Source organism: Klebsiella sp. D5A (assembly GCF_001620885.1).
Taxonomy (GTDB): Bacteria; Pseudomonadota; Gammaproteobacteria; order Enterobacterales; family Enterobacteriaceae; genus Klebsiella; species Klebsiella variicola.
On the sequence record NZ_LOAR01000005.1, the window covers coordinates 17,706 to 35,545 of the forward strand.

Annotated in this window: 19 protein-coding genes; 11 read left to right on the forward strand and 8 right to left on the reverse strand. The window is 61.0% G+C overall.

The window, feature by feature from the left end:
- Both eefB and eefA read right to left on the reverse strand, forming a co-directional pair.
- The gene (gene eefB / locus AS136_RS08065; protein WP_023283082.1) at positions 1-3,108 is read right to left on the reverse strand and encodes a multidrug efflux RND transporter permease subunit EefB; all 3,108 of its coding nucleotides are present in this window, start codon (positions 3,106-3,108) and stop codon (positions 1-3) included.
- Positions 3,108-4,232, reverse strand: a complete 1,125-nt coding sequence (gene eefA / locus AS136_RS08070; protein WP_012967027.1) for a multidrug efflux RND transporter periplasmic adaptor subunit EefA — start codon at positions 4,230-4,232, stop codon at positions 3,108-3,110. The genes eefB and eefA overlap by 1 nt, the downstream gene beginning before the upstream one ends.
- 206 nt (positions 4,233-4,438) lie before the next feature.
- On the opposite strand from eefA, the gene AS136_RS28595 reads away from it, so the two are divergent.
- Positions 4,439-4,561: a hypothetical protein gene (locus AS136_RS28595; protein WP_046620780.1), complete on the forward strand. Its 123-nt coding sequence runs from the start codon at positions 4,439-4,441 to the stop codon at positions 4,559-4,561.
- On the opposite strand, the gene AS136_RS28600 is transcribed toward AS136_RS28595, so the two are convergent.
- Positions 4,521-4,637 carry a hypothetical protein gene (locus AS136_RS28600; protein WP_046882556.1) on the reverse strand — a complete coding sequence of 39 codons (117 nt, stop codon included), beginning with the start codon at positions 4,635-4,637 and terminating at the stop codon, positions 4,521-4,523. The two genes, AS136_RS28595 and AS136_RS28600, sit on opposite strands and share 41 nt — an antisense overlap.
- Between AS136_RS28600 and AS136_RS08080 the strand changes: the two genes are divergently transcribed.
- Positions 4,612-5,028, forward strand: coding sequence for a GNAT family N-acetyltransferase (locus AS136_RS08080; protein WP_063266746.1), 417 nt, complete (start codon positions 4,612-4,614; stop codon positions 5,026-5,028). The two genes, AS136_RS28600 and AS136_RS08080, sit on opposite strands and share 26 nt — an antisense overlap.
- 501 nt (positions 5,029-5,529) lie before the next feature.
- On the opposite strand, the gene AS136_RS08085 is transcribed toward AS136_RS08080, so the two are convergent.
- Positions 5,530-6,177: a TetR/AcrR family transcriptional regulator gene (locus tag AS136_RS08085; protein ID WP_023298366.1), complete on the reverse strand. Its 648-nt coding sequence runs from the start codon at positions 6,175-6,177 to the stop codon at positions 5,530-5,532.
- An 80-nt stretch (positions 6,178-6,257) separates the two neighbouring features.
- On the opposite strand from AS136_RS08085, the gene AS136_RS08090 reads away from it, so the two are divergent.
- Positions 6,258-7,751, forward strand: coding sequence for an MDR family MFS transporter (locus AS136_RS08090; RefSeq protein WP_012540283.1), 1,494 nt, complete (start codon positions 6,258-6,260; stop codon positions 7,749-7,751).
- Here the strand turns inward: AS136_RS08090 and AS136_RS08095 are convergent.
- Complete coding sequence (locus AS136_RS08095; protein ID WP_162994829.1) at positions 7,748-8,719, reverse strand: LysR family transcriptional regulator; 972 nt, start codon at positions 8,717-8,719, stop codon at positions 7,748-7,750. The genes AS136_RS08090 and AS136_RS08095 overlap by 4 nt on opposite strands.
- A 38-nt stretch (positions 8,720-8,757) precedes the next feature.
- Here AS136_RS08095 and AS136_RS08100 point away from each other — a divergent pair, with 38 nt between their 5' ends.
- Together AS136_RS08100 and AS136_RS08105 are read left to right on the forward strand one after the other, a co-directional pair.
- On the forward strand, positions 8,758-9,387 hold the full coding sequence (locus tag AS136_RS08100; RefSeq protein WP_023340848.1) for a pyridoxamine 5'-phosphate oxidase family protein: 630 nt from the start codon (positions 8,758-8,760) through the stop codon (positions 9,385-9,387).
- On the forward strand, positions 9,387-9,857 hold the full coding sequence (locus AS136_RS08105; protein WP_016161992.1) for a nuclear transport factor 2 family protein: 471 nt from the start codon (positions 9,387-9,389) through the stop codon (positions 9,855-9,857). The genes AS136_RS08100 and AS136_RS08105 overlap by 1 nt, the downstream gene beginning before the upstream one ends.
- Positions 9,858-9,876: 19 nt before the next feature.
- On the opposite strand, the gene AS136_RS08110 is transcribed toward AS136_RS08105, so the two are convergent.
- Positions 9,877-10,413, reverse strand: a complete 537-nt coding sequence (locus AS136_RS08110) for a carboxymuconolactone decarboxylase family protein (protein ID WP_023340847.1) — start codon at positions 10,411-10,413, stop codon at positions 9,877-9,879.
- Positions 10,414-10,529: 116 nt separating this feature from the next.
- Here AS136_RS08110 and AS136_RS08115 point away from each other — a divergent pair, with 116 nt between their 5' ends.
- The 3 genes from AS136_RS08115 (at position 10,530) to AS136_RS08125 (ending at position 13,251) form a co-directional block, all read left to right on the forward strand.
- Positions 10,530-11,435 carry an AraC family transcriptional regulator gene (locus tag AS136_RS08115; protein WP_008806791.1) on the forward strand — a complete coding sequence of 302 codons (906 nt, stop codon included), beginning with the start codon at positions 10,530-10,532 and terminating at the stop codon, positions 11,433-11,435.
- A 127-nt stretch (positions 11,436-11,562) separates the two neighbouring features.
- Positions 11,563-12,372: a lipoprotein NlpA gene (nlpA, locus tag AS136_RS08120; RefSeq protein ID WP_012967033.1), complete on the forward strand. Its 810-nt coding sequence runs from the start codon at positions 11,563-11,565 to the stop codon at positions 12,370-12,372.
- 24 nt (positions 12,373-12,396) lie between these two features.
- A complete protein-coding gene (locus AS136_RS08125; RefSeq protein ID WP_002922972.1) occupies positions 12,397-13,251 on the forward strand; it encodes a DMT family transporter in 855 nt (284 codons plus the stop codon).
- Here the strand turns inward: AS136_RS08125 and AS136_RS08130 are convergent.
- Entirely contained in the window at positions 13,241-13,801 is a 561-nt protein-coding gene (locus tag AS136_RS08130; protein ID WP_023340846.1) for an NUDIX domain-containing protein, read from the reverse strand. The two genes, AS136_RS08125 and AS136_RS08130, sit on opposite strands and share 11 nt — an antisense overlap.
- A gap of 167 nt (positions 13,802-13,968) precedes the next feature.
- Here AS136_RS08130 and AS136_RS08135 point away from each other — a divergent pair, with 167 nt between their 5' ends.
- Positions 13,969-14,748: an MBL fold metallo-hydrolase gene (locus tag AS136_RS08135; protein WP_023340845.1), complete on the forward strand. Its 780-nt coding sequence runs from the start codon at positions 13,969-13,971 to the stop codon at positions 14,746-14,748.
- A 21-nt stretch (positions 14,749-14,769) separates the two neighbouring features.
- The gene (locus AS136_RS08140; RefSeq protein ID WP_012540290.1) at positions 14,770-15,723 is read left to right on the forward strand and encodes a GlxA family transcriptional regulator; all 954 of its coding nucleotides are present in this window, start codon (positions 14,770-14,772) and stop codon (positions 15,721-15,723) included.
- On the opposite strand, the gene AS136_RS08145 is transcribed toward AS136_RS08140, so the two are convergent.
- Positions 15,720-16,769 carry an NAD(P)-dependent alcohol dehydrogenase gene (locus AS136_RS08145; protein ID WP_049009354.1) on the reverse strand — a complete coding sequence of 350 codons (1,050 nt, stop codon included), beginning with the start codon at positions 16,767-16,769 and terminating at the stop codon, positions 15,720-15,722. The two genes, AS136_RS08140 and AS136_RS08145, sit on opposite strands and share 4 nt — an antisense overlap.
- Positions 16,770-17,140: 371 nt before the next feature.
- Here AS136_RS08145 and AS136_RS08150 point away from each other — a divergent pair, with 371 nt between their 5' ends.
- Positions 17,141-17,839 (forward strand): winged helix-turn-helix transcriptional regulator, encoded by a 699-nt coding sequence (locus tag AS136_RS08150; RefSeq protein WP_012967037.1) that lies wholly within the window; start codon positions 17,141-17,143, stop codon positions 17,837-17,839.
- Position 17,840: the final 1 nt, after the last annotated feature.

Consider the following 17,840-nt stretch of genomic DNA (forward strand, 5'->3'; position numbering starts at 1 on the left):
TTACTCCTGAGAAGGACGTTGGCGGGTGAAGAGACGTTTCACCAGCACGAAGAACAGCGGTACGAAGAACACCGCCAGCAGGGTGGCCGTCAGGGTGCCGCCGATAATCCCGGTGCCGATCGCCACGCGGCTGTTGGCTCCGGCGCCGGTGGCGATGGCCAGCGGCAGCACCCCGGCGATAAACGCCAGCGAGGTCATGACAATCGGGCGCAGGCGAGTCTGCGCGGCGCGGATCGCCGCCCGGGAGAGCGAATACCCCTCATCCACGGCGGATTCAGCGAACTCCACGATCAGGATGGCGTTTTTCGACGACAGGCCGATGGTGGTCAGCAGCGCCACCTGGAAGTAGACGTCGTTGCTTAAGCCGCGCAGCGTCGCCGCCAGCGCCGCGCCAAGCAGGCCGAGCGGGATGACCATGATCACCGAGAACGGCACCGACCAGCTCTCATACAGCGCCGCCAGGCACAGGAACACCACCAGAATCGAGATGGCGTACAGGCTCATCGCCTGGCCGCTGGCCAGCTTTTCCTGCAGCGAAATGCCGCTCCACGCCCAGGTGGAGCCCGCCGGCAGGCTGTCGGCCAGCTTTTCCATCTTGTCCATCGCCGCGCCGGAGCTGAAGCCGGCGGCGTTTTCGCCCTGGATCTCAAAGGCGGCGGAGCCGTTGTAGCGCACCAGGCTTTCCGGGCCGTATTGCCAGTGGGTGGTGGCGAAGGCGGAGAACGGCGTCATGCTGTTATCGCTGCCGCGAACGAACCATTTGCCAAGGTCCGACGGCACCGCGCGCGCGTCGCTTTCGCCCTGGATATAGACCTTTTTCACCCGGCCGCGATCGATAAAGTCATTCACGTAGGTACCGCCCCAGGCGCTGGAGAGCGTATCGGTCACGTCGCTCAGCGACAGCCCCAGCGAGACGGCTTTGTTGTTGTCGATATCCACCTGCAGCTGCGGCATCTGCGGCAGGTCGTTAGCGCGCACCGACTGCAGTTCGCTGCTCTGGTTGGCCGCCGCCAGCAGCTGGCTGCGCAGCTTCATCAGGCTGTCGCGGTCGGTACCGCCGCTGGCCATCAGCTCGAAGGTGAAGCCGTTGCTCTGCCCGAGACCGTCTACCGACGGCGGGGTCATGGCGAAGAGGGTGGCGTCGCGGATCGTCCCCAGCTCTTTGGTGGCGCGCAGGGCGATGGCCTGGGCGGTGTTGTCGTCCCCTTTGCGCTGCGACCAGTTTTTCAGCGACACGAAGGCCATCCCGGCGTTCTGCCCGCTGCCGCTAAAGCTGAAGCCGTCGACGGTGAAAATGACATCGGTATTGGCTTTCTCTTTGGTGAGGAACCAGTCGGTGACCTGGCGGCGCACCTCGGCGGTACGCACCGCCGTCGCCCCGGCGGGCAGGGTGTACTGGACCATGATCTCCCCCTGGTCCTCCACCGGCAGGAAGCTGCCCGGCAGCTTCCACATCGCCAGCGCCATCGCCCCGCAAATCAGCACGTAAGCGCCCATCATCACTGCGCCCCGGCGCAGGCCGCCGAGCACCCGGCGCTGGTAGCCCGCCTCCGTACGTCCCCACAGGCGGTTAAAGGCGCCAAAGAACCCTTTGGTGTGCGGTTTGGAGTGGCTGAGCAGCGCGCCGCACAGCGCCGGGGTGAGGGTCAGCGCTACCACCACCGACAGCATCATCGCCGAGATAATGGTTACCGAGAACTGGCGATAGATGACCCCGGTCGAACCGCCGAAGAAGGCCATCGGCAGGAACACCGCCGACAGCACCAGGGCAATCGCCACCAGCGCGCCGGAGATTTCGCCCATCGATTTTTCGGTGGCTTCGCGAGCGGGGAGCCCTTCGTCGCGCATAATGCGCTCGACGTTCTCCACCACCACGATGGCGTCATCCACCAGCAGGCCGATCGCCAGCACCATGGCGAACAGCGTCAGGGTGTTAATCGAGTAGCCGAACAGCGCCAGCACCCCAAAGGTGCCAAGCAGCACCACCGGCACCGCCACCGCCGGAATGAGCGTCGCGCGGAAGTTCTGCAGGAACAGATACATCACGCAGACCACGAGAATGATCGCTTCGAACAGGGTCTGAATCACATCTTCGACCGAGATTTTGATGAACTCGGTGCTGTCCTTCGGATAGGCGATATCGTAGCCCTGCGGCATCTGACGCTGGAATTCGGCGATTTTGCTTTTCACCAGGGTCGCGGTGTCCAGCGCGTTGGCGCCGGGGGCCATCATCACCGCGATCCCGGCGGCCGGATGGCCGTTCAGATTAGCGGTAGCGGTGTAATCCTCGCTGCCCATCTCCACCCGCGCGACATCGCTCAGGCGCACTACCGAGCCGTCGGCCTGGCTTTTCACGATGATCGCTTTGAACTGGTCAGGGGTTTGCAGCCGGGATTGCGCCCGCACGGTGGCGGTCAATTGCTGGGCATTGGACGACGGTAGCGCGCCGATTTTACCGGCGGAGACCTGCACGTTCTGCGCCTCAATCGCCGACTGAACGTCGGAAGGCATCAGCGAGTAGGAGGCGAGTTTGGTCGGGTCCATCCAGACGCGCATCGCGTATTCGGCGCCGAACACCTGCAGGCTGCCGACGCCCTCCACACGCGCCAGCGGGTCCTGCATATTGCTGACCAGCCAGTCGGAGATATCGGAGCTGGTGGCGCGATTGGTTTTGTCATACACCGCAAGGATCAGCAGAAAGCTGCTCTGCGATTTTTCCACCGTCACGCCGGACTGCTGGACTTCGCTCGGCAGCCGCGATTCCGCCTGCTGGACTTTATTTTGCACCTGCACCTGGGCGGTGTCCGGGTCGGTCCCCTGCTCAAAGGTGACGGTGATGCTGACCGAGCCATCGGAGCTGCTGGTGGAGCTGAAGTAGAGCAGATGATCGAGGCCGGTAAGCTGCTGCTCGATCACCTGGGTGACGCTGTTCTCCAGGGTTTCGGCGGACGCGCCGGTATAGGTGGCGGAGATTTTCACCGCCGGCGGGGCGACGTCAGGATACTGGCCTACCGGCAGAGTGCGGATCGCCAGCACCCCGGCGAGCATAATCAGAATGGCGATCACCCAGGCAAAGACCGGGCGACGCACGAAGAAACGGGAGAACATCAGGCATTGCCTCCGTTATTGTTGACGGCAACGGCCTTCACTGTCTGTCCGGGGGCCACTTTACTGGTGCCTTCGACAATCAGCTTATCGCCCGCTTTCAGGCCGCTCAGCACCAGCCATTTATCGCCATAGGTGTCGCCGGTTTCCACGGTACGCTGCTCAACTTTGTTGGCGGCATCGACCACCAGCGCCGTGGCGTCGCCTTTGGCATCGCGGGTGATCCCCTGCTGTGGGGCGAGGATCGCGTCGTTCATGATGCCTTCATCGATGCGCGCGCGGACGAACATCCCCGGCAGCAGGACGTGCTGCGGGTTGGGGAAGATAGCTCGCAGGGTCACCGAGCCGGTGGATTCATCGACGGCGACTTCGGTGAGCGCCAGACGCCCTTTTTCCTGGTAGGTACTGCCATCTTCCAGGGTTAACGTCACGCTGAGGGTGTCGCTGTTGCTGGCCAGGCTTTGTTTGCGTAAACGCAGGAGATCGACGCTGGATCGCGTCAGATCGACATACATGGTGTCGAGCCCGCGGATCGTTGCCAGCGCGGTATCCTGATCGGCGGAGACCAGCGCCCCCGGCGTAACCGACGAGATGCCGATGCGCCCGGCTATCGGTGCGGTGACGGTGGTCCAGTTCAGGTTGATGCGCGCGCTCTCCAGCGCCGCTTTCTTCGATTCCACGCTGGCCTTGTCCTGGGCACAGGTGGAGGCGGCGTCGTCGGCATCCTGGCGGGAAACGCCGTTATCCCTGACCAGCGACGCGTAGCGCTGGGCCTTCTGGCAATCGGAGACCACCAGCGCCTGGGCCTGTTTCAGCGCGGCCGCCGCTTCGTTCCAGGTCGCGCGATAGCTGGAGGGATCGATCTGGTAAAGGGCCTGCCCGGCCTTCACCATATCGCCTTCGGTAAACAGGCGCTTCTGGATGATGCCACCCACCTGGGGGCGTACTTCGGCGCTGAGCGAGGCGGTGGTGCGGCCGGTGAGCTGGCTGACTACCGGCACCGGCTGGCTTTGCAGGGTGACCACGCCCACTTCCGGCGTGGGTTGCTGCGGGGCAGATGTCTGCGCATTATCGCATCCGCTAAGGAGAAATAATGCTGTCGCGATGGGAGCTATGATGTATTTCATTATATTTTCTCAAGATATAAGACGTCCGCCCCGTTTATTTAAAAACGAGGGAATAGGTTGGGCGCTGAGGCATTTTCGGGTGAGCGAAAATGACAAAAAAGGAACACAGATGTTCCTGAACGTGATTGTTATTGTGTCTCCGTTGAAGCCAACCTCTTCGGTCTTCAGGAGGTGAAAAGCGCATCTCCTCTGGTTTTGTGGTGAGAATGATCATTCTCATTTTTCTCCATTATACGATCCGCCGCGATAATGGAAAGGTTTTTTTGCTTACTTTTAGAACGCAAAAAATTAAGGCAAATAATCATGGAGAAAATAAGAATATTTTGTGAAAGTGGAGTGGGAAAATAACCATTCGGCATCGCGATACTGGAGATAGTTAATGACACTAATCATTACAAAAAGCATTAATCCCGACGATCAACAAGAATTGTTTGCCGGTCTGCGGCAGTATAATCAGCAGTATCTCGATGCGGCGCAGTTTGGCGATCTGGGGGTTTACTCCCGCGATGGGCAAGGGGTGATGCAGGGCGGGCTGATTGCCAAACGCAAGGGCAACTGGCTGTGCATTGAGTATCTGTGGGTTAGCGAGGCGACGCGCGGGCGCGGGCTGGGGAGCGAGCTGATGCAGGAGGCGGAACAGCAGGCGCAGGCGCTAGGTTGCAGCCATCTGCTGGTGGATACCTTTAGCTTCCAGGCGCTGCCGTTTTATCAGAAATTAGGCTATCAGCTGCAGATGTCGCTGCCCGACTTCCCCCACGCAGGCATGCAGCGCCACTATTTGTCGAAGGCGCTGTAACGATCCTGGTATCCCCGGGCGGTCAGGTACCCTACCTGTGGTTGTGCCGGATGGCGGCTGGCGCCTTATCCGGCCTACGTTCCGAGCGGCCTGTTATTGATATACCCACTTGCGCGACTGAAACTGCCGGTGCTGGCGGCCTCAAAATCGCTGAGACGTTCCCGGAAGGCCGGGGCAGCCCGCATGGATGCGGGCTGAGGGCCGTGTTTTGCACGGACGCTGCCTCGGCCCGACCCGAAGCCTGCAGGGATAAGTCGAAGGGACCGCGTAGCGGCGATTTTGCTGGCCGGAGCCCGGGGGTACAGGGGGCGGCGGCGACTGGCCGCCCCCTGTGCGCTCCCTGCGGCATAAGAGACATAACGCAGAAGATCAACCGGGAGCGCAATCTGCCGGGAATTAACATAGAAGTTGTAGCCCTGCTAAGCGTAGCGCGAGCAGGGAAACTCCCGGATGGCGGCGCGTGGCGCCTTATCCGGGCTACAAAAGCGTCAAAACCACGCCTTAACCTCCGACGCCGTGGCCCATTAACGCCAGCGCGTGGCTGATGATGGTCTGGCGGTTGACCGCCTGTAAACGCGGATCGCTGTGAATGCGTGAAAATGGCACCAGCACCAGGCTAATCACCGTGGTAAACAGCAGCTCCGGCGACAGCGCCGGATTGATCTTGCCCTCCAGCTGCCAGCGACGCACCGTCTCCAGCATCACCTGAAAACGCTCCTCGCCGAAGCGGGCATCCATATGCTGACGCAGGATCGGCATCTCGCCGATGATCTCCTGCATCCACAGCGGCGCAAACCAGGCGTTTTTCTCCGCCATATGCGCCAGCGTCTCGACCATCATCGTCAGCGCCAGCACCGGATCCTGCGGATGATCGACAAAAATGCGGCTGATGTGATTGCGCAGCGGCATAAAGCGCTCCTCAATCAGCTGGGTCACCAGCGCATCCCGGGAACTGAAGTAGTAATGCAGCATCGCCGGCGTCACCCCGGCCTCTTTGGCGATGGCGTTCAACGATACGCGGCCCGCCCCGTCGCGGGCAAACAGCATCAGGGCAATGTCCATCAGCTGTTCGCGATTGGCAGTATCCGGTTTTTTACCGCGCGGCCGACCCGGGCGGCGGGGGGCATCCTGATCCTTTTGTGCTGTCATGGTATGGCGATCTCTTGACCCGACTCATTCTTTCACTAAATATTAATTATGCATTTAATTAATTTCAAGCGAGCGTTGTAATGACTTCTGAAGTCGCTAACCCACCGGTGCAGTCGATACGCCTGCTGTTCAGCGCATTGCTGTTGGTGATGTTGCTCTCGGCGTTGGATCAGACCATTGTCTCCACCGCGCTGCCGACGATTGTCGGCGAACTGGGCGGGCTGGACAAGCTTTCCTGGGTGGTCACGGCCTATATTCTCAGCTCCACCATCGCGGTGCCGCTGTACGGGAAATTCGGCGATCTGTTCGGTCGCAAAATCGTGCTGCAGGTGGCGATTGGGCTGTTTCTCGTCGGCTCTGCGCTCTGCGGGCTGGCGCAGAACATGACCCAGCTGGTGCTGATGCGCGGCCTGCAGGGGCTCGGCGGCGGCGGCCTGATGGTGATCAGCATGGCGGCGGTCGCCGACGTCATCCCACCCGCCAATCGTGGCCGCTATCAGGGGCTGTTCGGCGGCGTTTTTGGCCTCGCGACGGTGATCGGCCCGCTGATCGGCGGTTTTCTGGTGCAGCACGCCTCCTGGCGCTGGATCTTCTATATCAACCTGCCGCTCGGCCTGTTCGCGCTGCTGGTGATCGGCGCGGTATTCCACAGCAGCAATAAACGCAGCCAGCATCAGATTGACTGGCTGGGGGCGATTTACCTCAGCATGGCGCTGTTGTGCATCATTCTGTTTACCTCGGAAGGGGGCAGCGTCCACGCGTGGAATGACCCGCAGCTGTGGTGCATTCTGGCCTTCGGCATCGTGGGGATCATCGGCTTTATTTACGAAGAACGGATGGCCGCCGAGCCGATTATTCCGCTGGCGCTGTTCCGTAACCGCAGCTTCCTGCTGTGCAGCCTGATCGGCTTCGTCATCGGCATGTCGCTGTTCGGGTCAGTCACCTTCCTGCCGCTCTATCTGCAGGTGGTGAAGGAGGCGACGCCCACCGAGGCCGGGCTGCAGCTGATCCCCCTGATGGGCGGCCTGCTGCTGACCTCGATTATCAGCGGGCGGATTATCAGCCGTACCGGTAAATATCGCCTGTTCCCCATCCTCGGCACCCTGCTCGGCGTGACCGGCATGGTACTGCTGACCCGCATCACCATTCACTCGCCGCTGTGGCAGCTGTACCTGTTTACCGGCGTGCTGGGGGCGGGTCTGGGGCTGGTGATGCAGGTGCTGGTCCTGGCGGTGCAGAATGCTATGCCGGCGCAGATGTACGGCGTCGCCACCTCCGGCGTGACCCTGTTCCGCTCGATTGGTGGCTCGATCGGCGTGGCGCTGTTTGGCGCGGTGTTCACGCACGTGCTGCAGAGCAACCTGCAACAACTGCTGCCGGAAGGCGCGGTGCTGCCGCCGGGAATGAATCCGGTGGCGGTCCAGCACCTGCCCGCGGATATCCGCCTCGACTACCTCGACGCCTTCGGCGCGGCGATCCACGCGGCGTTTCTGATGGCGGCCGGCATTATGGCGGTGGCGTTTGTCCTCTCCTGGCTGTTAAAGGAGGCGCCGCTGAAGACCGCGACGCATTAAGCGGCCCCGGCGATGCGCAGCAGTGCCTGACGCAGCGCCGGCACGGCAAAATCGATAAATTTGCGCAGCTTAAGCGGCGCCAGATCCCGTGCGGTATACAGCAAATGGACCGGCGCGGGGGCGGGCTCGACGCTTTCCAGCAGCAGACGGAGCTCCCCGTGGCGCAGGCCATCCAGCGCCTGATAATGCAGTAAGCGGGCCACCCCCACCCCCAGGCGCGCAGCATCGGCGGCGCTCTCTGGCGTGGTGACGGATAGCACCGGCGGCAGGTTAATCAGCTGGTCCTCGCGCTCAGCGGCGCGAAAGCGCCAGCCGCGATAGGGCATCGGCGATTCAATGCGGATGATCGGCAGCGCCGCCAGATCGCGCGGCCGCTGCGGCTCGCCGTATTTCGCCAGCAGCGCCGGATGGGCGCAGGCCACAATCCGCATGGTGCCGAGGCGGGTGGCCACCATGCTGCTGTCCGCCAGGTCGCCAATCCGCACCGCCAGATCGACATGGTCGCTCACCAGGTCGGCATTGCGATCGCTGAGCAGCAAACGGACGCGAATTTGCGGGTAGCGGGCGATAAATTCACTGATTACCGGAAGAACGTGCTGGCGTCCAAACATCGTCGGCGCGGAGATCACCAGCTCGCCCTTCGGTTCCTGATATTCGCCCGTCGCCTGGCGTTCGGCGTTTTCCACCTCCTCAAGGATCCGCCGGGCGGCAGCGACATAATCGACCCCGGCGTCGGTGAGTGTCAGTTTGCGGGTGGTTCGCGCCAGCAGGCGCACGCCCAGCGCGCTCTCCAGTTCGCCAATATGGCGGCTGACGGTGGTCAACGGCATATTCAGCGCCCGCGCCGCCGCCGACATGCTCCCCAGCTCGGTCACTTTTACCAGCAGCGCCATCGCGCTTAATCGATCCATTATTCTCCCGTTTTTCGGAAAGATGATTGCCACTTTACCCGTATTATCATTCTTCACAGTACAGTCCATGATGGCGCCAGACAACAGGAGGCGCTATGGCAGCAACCTTTCTCGATATCGCCATCACCCCGGACGTGATGGATGTGCAGCATGAAATGGGCAGCGACTCGCTGTGGCAAACGCCGCACAGTCGCCGCCAGGCCGACCGCTTCGGCGACAGCGAAGCGGGGATGATCGCCACCCGCGACAGCTTTTATCTGGCGACGGTGTCGCAGAGCGGCTGGCCCTACATTCAGCATCGCGGCGGCCCGCTGGGGTTTCTGCATCTGCTGGATGACACCACCCTGGCGATGGCCGATTTCGGCGGCAACCGCCAGTACATCACCACCGGCAATCTGCGTGGCAGCGACCGGGCCTGCCTGTTTTTGATGGATTATCCGCGCCGTGCCAGGCTGAAAATCTACGCCACCGTCGAAGTCGTGGCGGCAGAGGACCATCCGCAGTTGCTGGCGCAGGTGGCGCCGGTAAACTATCGCGCTCGCATCGAACGTCTGTTTCTTTTTCATTTGCAGGCGTTTGACTGGAACTGCCCGCAGCACATTACGCCGCGCTACAGCGCGCAGCAGGTGGCGGAGTACAGCCAGAACCTGCAGCAACGTATTCATGACCTGGAGCAGGAGAATCAGCGCCTGCAGCAGCAATTAGCCTCAAAAGGAGACTCCTGATGAATGAGCAACGTCCCCCGTTACCGCCGTTTACCCGCGACAGCGCTATCCAGAAGGTCCGCGCCGCGGAAGATGGCTGGAACAGTCGCGATGCCGAAAAAGTCGCTCTGGCCTACACCGTCGATAGCGAATGGCGCAACCGCAGCGAATTTGTCCACGGCAGGGGGCAAATTGTTGAGTTCCTGCAGCGAAAATGGCGCAAGGAGCAGCAATACCGGCTGATTAAGGAGCTGTGGGCATGGCAGGAGAATCGCATTGCCGTGCGCTTCGCCTATGAGTGGTGCGACGACAGCGGCAACTGGTTTCGCTCGTATGGCAATGAGAACTGGGAGTTTGATAAGCACGGGCTGATGCAGACGCGCTACGCCTGCATCAACGATCTGCCGATCGCCGAAAGCGAGCGCCTGTTCCACTGGCCCCAGGGGCGCCGCCCGGACGATCATCCGGGGCTAAGCGAATTGGGACTGTAAACAGGCGCGCGACGACGGGTTAATCGGCTTTCGGGAAGTCGACCACCGTGTCGTTAACCCGGTTCACCATGTTGGTGAACAGGATGGCGCTGACGGCGCTGATAATCTCAATCACCTGCTGGTCGCTAAAACTGGCGTTGCGCAGCGCGGCGACGTCGGCTTCCGGCAGCGTACCGGTGGTGGTCACCAGGGTCTGCGCGAATTTCACCAGCGCATCAAGCTGCGCCTCTTCCGCATACTCCCCGCGGCGCAGGGCGTGGATTTGTTCGCTGCTGAAGCCGGCTTTTTTCGCCATCAGGGTATGCGCGGCCAGACAGTAGTCACAGCCGGTGGCTTCGCTGACCGACAGGTTAATCGCTTCCAGCTGTTGGGCGCTGAGGCTGCCTTTATGGAGCATCGCATTGTGCGCCAGCGCCTGCTGCAGCGCCGCCGGCGAGTGGCCGCCGATGGTGAGATAGGCGTTCGGCACTTTGCCCATCGCTTTTTTGATCCCGGCGAAAATATCGGCGGCTTTGCCGGTGGCGTCTTGTTCACGGATATCTGCTAAACGGCTCATGGTTAACTCCTGTTGTTATCGAGGGTGTGTTGGCAATGGGGTCATCTTAGGCGCTTGCCGCATGCTAGACTGGCGGTCTTCGTCTCACCTTTTTGTCTTATCGTCTCAGGAGAAGCATGGACAGTCTCAGTCATCTGCTGGCGCTGCTGGCGCCGCGCTGCGAAGTGAACCTGCACTGTCGCTTCGGCGGCCGCTGGCAGGCCGGGCACCAGCAAATGCGCAGCGGCGTGGTGCCCTGGCACGTGGTGCTGCGCGGCGAGGGGCGGCTCAACGTCGGCGGCCAGACTCATCACCTGCGCGCGGGAGATGTGGTCCTCCTGCCGCACGGTTCGCCGCATCTGATGGAGAGCCTGGTGGAGTGGGGCCAGGTGCTGCCGGTAGCGCACCGGTTTAACGGCACGGTGACGGAAATGCGCGCCGGCCCGGCGGAGGGGGCGCTGGAGATGCTGTGCGGCGAATTCTATTTTGGTCCGCACGTCAGCTGGCTGTTCAGTGAAGCATCGACGCTGATCCATCTCCATACCGATGCGCGTGAAGACTGCCCGGAGCTGGACGCGCTGCTTAATATACTGGTGCGCGAGAGCCTGGCGCAGCGTCCCGGCGGCAGCGCTATCGTGCGTAGCCTCGGCGATACGCTGCTGGTGCTCCTGCTGCGCATGCTGCTTGGCGAGCAACAGCCGCCCGGCGGACTGCTGCGTCTGATGAGCGATGAACGCCTGATGCCGGCGGTGCTGGCGGTGATGGCGACCCCGGAGCAGCCGTGGACGCTGGAAACCATGGCCGCCCGTGCCTTTCTTTCGCGGGCCACCTTTGCCCGTCATTTTGCCCGCGTCTATCACCTGACGCCGCAGGCGTGGCTGTCGCAGCTGCGAATGGCGCTGGCCGCCCGGCTGCTGCGCCTGGAGCGTCAGACCAACCTCGAGGTCATTGCCGAACGCTGCGGCTTTCAGTCGCTGGCGTCCTTCTCGAAGCGCTTCAAAATGCGCTATGGCGTGACGCCGGGCGAGTGGCGACGGGGCTAGCGCCTCGCGTTTCGCGAAGATGATTTTATTTCCAGTTGCGTGGTTTGCTGTTTATTACCCGACCCGAAAGTCGCTATAGTTTTGCACGAAAAAAACAATGACAGTCAGGACAGACAGGGTGAAGAGGATGAGATTACGTTTACGGGCCGCCGCCGCAGTGATGCTGGCGGGTCTGGCGCTGGTCGGCTGCGACCAAAAGGGTAATGAAGCGAAGCACATTAAGGTCGGTGTGATTAACGGCGCCGAGCAGGATGTGGCGGAAGTGGCGAAGAAGGTGGCCAAAGAGAAGTACGGTCTGGACGTCGAACTGGTGGGATTCAGCGGCTCGCTGCTGCCTAACGAATCGACCAACGCCGGCGATCTGGACGCCAACGTCTTCCAGCATCGGCCTTTCCTCGAGCAGGACAACAAAGCGCATAACTATCATCTGGTGGCGGTCGGCAATACCTTCGTCTTCCCGATGGCCGGCTATTCGCGCAAGATCAAGTCAGTCGCCGAACTGAAAGACGGCGCGACGATCGCCATCCCCAACGACCCGACCAATCTCGGGCGGGCGCTGCTGCTGCTGCAAAAAGAGAAGTTGATTACCCTCAAAGCCGGCACCGGCCTGCTGCCGACGGCGGTGGATATCACCGACAACCCGCATAACCTGAAGATCATGGAGCTGGAAGGGGCGCAACTGCCGCGCGTACTCGACGATCCCAAAGTCGATGTGGCCATCATCAGCACCACCTACCTGCAGCAAACCGGGCTGTCGCCGGTTCGTGACGGCATCTTTATCGAAGATAAAAACTCGCCCTACGTGAACATCATCGTGACCCGGGAAGACAATAAAGACGCGGAAAACGTGAAGGAGTTTATGCAGTCGTATCAGTCGCCGGAGGTGGCGAAGGCGGCAGAGACTATCTTCAACGGCGGCGCGGTGCCGGGCTGGTAAGCCTACACACAGGGAGAGGCGCGTATGGTACGCCAACGGCAGGCTGACCTGCTGCTGATTGCCGCGACGGTGATTGCCGCCTGCGGCTGGATTTTTTCCCGCGAGGCGATCGCCGGCATGCCGGTATTCGCGTTCCTTGGGCTGCGCTTTTTCTTCGCCGCGCTGCTTCTGCTGCCGTTCTGCCGCGGTTTTCGCCCGCAAAAGCAGCACTGGCCCAAACTCATCATCAGCGGACTCTGGTTTGCGCTCAACCTCTGCCTGTGGATCTATTCGGTCTCCACGACGGCGTCGCTCGGCGAAGGGGCGTTTATCATGAGCCTGTCGATGATGTTCGTCCCGCTGACCGCGTGGGTGATGATGAAGGTGCGCCCGCCTCGCGCCTGGTGGGAGTGCCTGCCGATCGCGGTGGTAGGCCTGGGGCTGCTCAGTCTGCATATGCCGATAGCCTTCCACCCCAGCCAGGGCTGGTTTTTGCTGACGGCGCTGGTGCAGTCGATCTGGTTCTGTTACACCAGCCGCTGCGCGCGTGAAGTACCGCTGATCCCCCTGACCACCGTGCAGCTGGCGATCACCGGTATCGTCGGGTTGACCATCTCCGCTGCCGTTGAACGCTGGGACCAGCCGATGACCCTGCCGACTCTCGGCTGGCTGGTGGCCAGCATTGTCATCGCCACCAGCCTGCGCTTCGGTCTGCAGATGAAGGGGCAAAAGTACGCGGCGGTGGCCAGCGCCGCGATCATCATGGTGCTCGAACCGCTGCTGACGGTCATTGCCGCCGCGCTGTGGTACGGCGAACAGCTGCCGCTACAGAAGATTATCGGCGGCGTGCTGATCCTGGTGGCCCAGCTGTGGTTCCGCTGGCGGATGCTTAAGCCGTAAGCGGGCCGCTTCGCCGCTGCGCCATCAGCTGCAGCAGCGGCACCAGCGACAGCCCGTCCGGCATCTCGCCGCGGGCGATCAGCTGGTTTATCTCGTCGAAGGTAAACCAGCCGGTCTCCATCACTTCATCCTGATCTGCATCCATCCCCACCCAGCGTAAACCGGTGGCCAGCCAGGTGATAAACAGCTGATCGCTGCTGCCGTAGGAGGGGTTGAAGCGAATGATCTCCTCGACGCGTTGCGCCTGCCAGCCGGTCTCTTCCCGCAGCTCGCGCAGCGCGGCGACCGCCGGATCTTCCCCTTCATCGACGCCGCCAGAGGGAATGGCCCACACCACCTGATCGATCAGATAGCGGTAGTGGCGAATCAGCAGTACTTTCTCATCCTGGATAGCCACAATCCCCACCGCCGGGCGCGGGTAATGAATGGAATAAAAGTCGCGGCGCTCGCCGGGGGCGACATCAATACCCACCTTACGCATGCTGAACCATTGCGTCTCGGCGATGACCTGCGGGTCGTGCATATCGGCGGCGGTCAGTTTCTTTTTCATCCTGCCACTCCTGTCAAAAATTGAGCCTTAAGAACAACATAGCCGGAGGCGGATGGCAACCGCTGCAGGTTGGCCCGATTCCATCGATCATTGCCCAAATGCCCCTGTTGAGCCAGGCGGGGACTCAGTACGATGTTCGTCAGATGACCCCACTGAGGAACACCAACATGAACATCACCCACATCCGTAATGCGACCCAGAGGATTGACTACGCCGGGAAAAGATTTCTCATCGACCCGATGCTGGCTGACAAGGGCGCCTGGCCCGGTTTTCCTGGCACTGCGCGCAGCGAGCTGCGCAATCCGCTGGTCGAGCTACCGTTTTCCCGCGATAAAATTATCGATGTTGATGCGGTGATCGTCACCCATACCCATGACGATCACTGGGACGCGGCGGCGATCGCCGCGATCCCGAAAACCCTGCCGGTGTTCGTCCAGCATGAGGCCGACGCCGCGCTGCTGCGCAGCCAGGGATTTCAGGATCTGCGCCTGCTGTCGGCAGACAGCGAATTTGCCGGCGTGCGCCTGCAGAAAACCACCTCCGGCCAACACGGCAGCGACCGGACCTACGCGGTGCCGGCGATGGCTGAGCGCCTGGGAGAAGCCTGCGGCGTGGTGTTTCGCCATCCGCAGGAGAAGACGCTGTGGCTGATGGGGGATACCATCTGGCGTGATGACATTGCAGCCGACCTGCTGAAGCTGCGCCCGGACGTGGTGGTGTTGAACGCCGGCTACGCCCACGTCATCGGCTTTGGCCCGATAATCATGGGCAAGGAAGATCTCCTGAACGTGCACTTCGCCCTGCCGGAAGCGAAAATCATGGCTATCCACCTCGAGGCGGTCAACCACTGTCTGGTGAGCCGGGAAGAGATGCGCCAGTATGCGGTGGATAATCAGATTGCCGATGTGGTGAGTATCCCGCAGGATGGGGATTCCGTGGTTTATTAACATGCGCAAGGGGAAAGGACGATGAAACTCACCGACGTGGCGATTGTCGCTGTAGAGGGCTTTAGCCCGTTTCACTACGCCGTCCCCTGCATGCTGTTTGGCGATTCGGTCTCTGAAATCAAACGCTTTCATCTGCACATTTGCGCCGAGCGGCCGGGGCTGCTGCGCGCCCGCGATGGTTTTGCGCTGTACGCCACCGGCGATTTCGCCGCGCTGGAACAGGCGGATATCGTGGTGGTGCCTTACTGGGGCGAGGTCGATCGGCGTCCGCCGCAGGCACTGCTTGATAGCCTGGTGCGGGCGCGGGATAACGGCGCGGAAATCGTCGGCCTGTGTCTCGGCGCGTTTGTCCTCGGCTACGCCGGGCTGCTGGACGGCAGGCGAGCGGCGACCCACTGGGAGTTCGAGCAGGATTTCCAGCGCCTGTTTCCGCAGGTGCAGCTGGATATCAATGCCCTGTATGTCGATGACCAGCGGGTGATCACCTCGGCGGGCACCGCGGCGGCGCTGGACTGTTGCCTGTACCTCATCCGCCAGCGTTTCGGCAGCCTCGCGGCCAACCAGATCGCCCGGCGGATGATTGTTTCGCCGCACCGCGAAGGCGGCCAGGCGCAGTTTATCGCCCAGCCGGTGCCGAAAAACACCCGCGATGCGCGAATCAACTGCCTGCTGGATTATCTGCAGCAGCATATTGCCGAGCCGCACAGTCTCGATTCGCTGGCCCGGGTGGTGGCGATGAGCCGCCGTACCCTGACCCGCCACTTCGCCAGGGCGACCGGGATGAGCATTACCGACTGGCTGACCGCCGAACGTCTGCGCCGCAGCCAGAGTCTGCTTGAGGCGGGCGATCTGCCGGTCGAACAGGTGGCGGAGGCGGTGGGCTATCTTTCAGCGGTCACCTGGCGCCAGCAGTTTAAGGCGCGCTTTGGCGTCAGCCCGACGGAGTGGCGGCGCACCTTTCGTCGCGGCGCTTAGCCGGCGAGGGTCGCACTGTCGATCACGAAGCGGTATTTCACGTCACCCTTGACCATTCTTTCCCAGGCTTCGTTGATCTCATCGCCGCGGATCAGCTCGATATCGGCGACGATGCCGTGTTCGGCGCAGAAGTCGAGCATCTCCTGAGTTTCCGGAATACCGCCGATCATCGAGCCGGCAATCGACCGGCGGCGGAAGATCAGATTGAACACTTCCGGCGACGGATGCGGCGTGGCCGGAGCGCCTACGAGGGTCATGGTGCCATCGCGTTTCAGCAGCGTGGTGAAGGCATCGAGATTGTGCGGCGCCGCCACGGTGTTGAGGATAAAATCGAAGCTTTTGACGTGGGCCGCCATTTCGTCGTCGTTGCGCGACACCACCACGTCATCGGCGCCCAGCGCTCTGGCCGCATTACGCTTGGATTCGGAGGTGGTAAAGGCCACCACGTGGGCCCCCATGGCGTGGGCCAACTTGATCCCCATATGCCCGAGGCCGCCGATGCCGACCACGCCGACTTTTTTACCCGGCCCGACGTGCCAGTGGCGCAGCGGCGAGTATGTCGTGATCCCGGCGCACAGCAGCGGCGCGACGGCGGCCAGCTGCGCTTCGGGATGGGTTATCCGCAGCACGTAGCGTTCATTGACCACGATCTGCTGTGAATAACCGCCAAGCGTGTGTCCCGGCGCGTCCTGGGTCGGCCCGTTATAGGTCAGCACCATATGGTCGCAGTAGTTTTCCAGCCCCTCAGCGCACTCTTCGCACTGTTGACAGCTATCGACCATACAGCCGACGCCCACCAGATCGCCGACGGCGTAGCGCGAGACGGCGTTGCCGACCGCGGTCACCCGACCCACAATTTCATGCCCCGGCACGCAGGGATAGTGCGTTCCCGCCCATTCCGATCGCGCCTGGTGGAGATCGGAGTGGCAGACGCCGCAGTAAGCGATGGCGATCTGTACATCCTGTGGCCCCGGCTCGCGGCGGGTGATGGCCATTGATTCCAGCGGCTGGCTGGCGGAGTAGGTACCAATAGCGTTGATCAGCATAGCGAAACCTCTTCTTGATGAATGGACTCAATAGAACGGGAGGGGAAAGCGGGTGGTCAGTGGCATCGATAAGCGTAGCCTGGACTGGCCGAGATGCGAGGGGGAAAGCGGTTGAGAAACCCTCAGGCGCGGCGTAAGCCAGCGCAGTAAATAATAAGCTGGCCTTATCTTTATCGCCGCTAAGCCTTATAGGTATTTACGGCAAATAATATTATTTAATCCTGTAAAATAGAGAGAAATAATTATTGTAGATAACGATGCTTACACTCTTTTTATCTCCGTAACGTCTTGTCTTTTATTCGTTATTTCACCTGTTGATACTATGATTCTCAACGAATCTCTTTTTCAACCTGACCGATAGCATAAAAACCATGTCGATAACTGCAGCCAGCCCCTCTACCGACCAGGCGTTACCGTCTTTTTATTACGGAAGCCGGACAAAACCATTATTGGCGTTGGAGTCCTTATTCACGGCATTTCGTCCCGCCAGTGCGCCCTTTGAACTGGCGCGAGAGAGCAATTATGATTTTCGTCCAGATCAGGCCGAGCCTGGGGTCATTATGCTTGAAGAGGGGATTGCTTCAATTTGTCATGGGGAAAAACAGATGGTGGTAACCCCGCTTTTTTCTCCGTCGATATTAGGATTTATGGATGGTTATGGGCTATTTGATGATATCCCACAAAAACGGCACTACGTGCTGTTTGCCGAGACGGATTTGCATGGGCGCTGGATATCACACCAGGCTGCTGTTGATATCCTGAATGAGCAAAACCTGTGGCGCCATGTCACGCATATCCTGGCGCAGCGGTTGATGGTGTTGAGCATGCGTGAGCAAGAGCTGATGGGGGTGGATTCTTATCTGATGGTGCGAACCCTGCTAACAGAGCTGGCGGACTATCCGGAGGCATATCGTCGCCAAATCAACGTCCTGAGCTTTATTCAGCGCCGTACCAACTTGTCGCGTAGCCGCATCATGTCGATTCTGTCGGAGCTGCGTAAAGGTGATTATATTACGATCCATCGCGGTGTGCTGAGGACCATTGCTCACCCGCTTCCCGCCCACTTTTAAG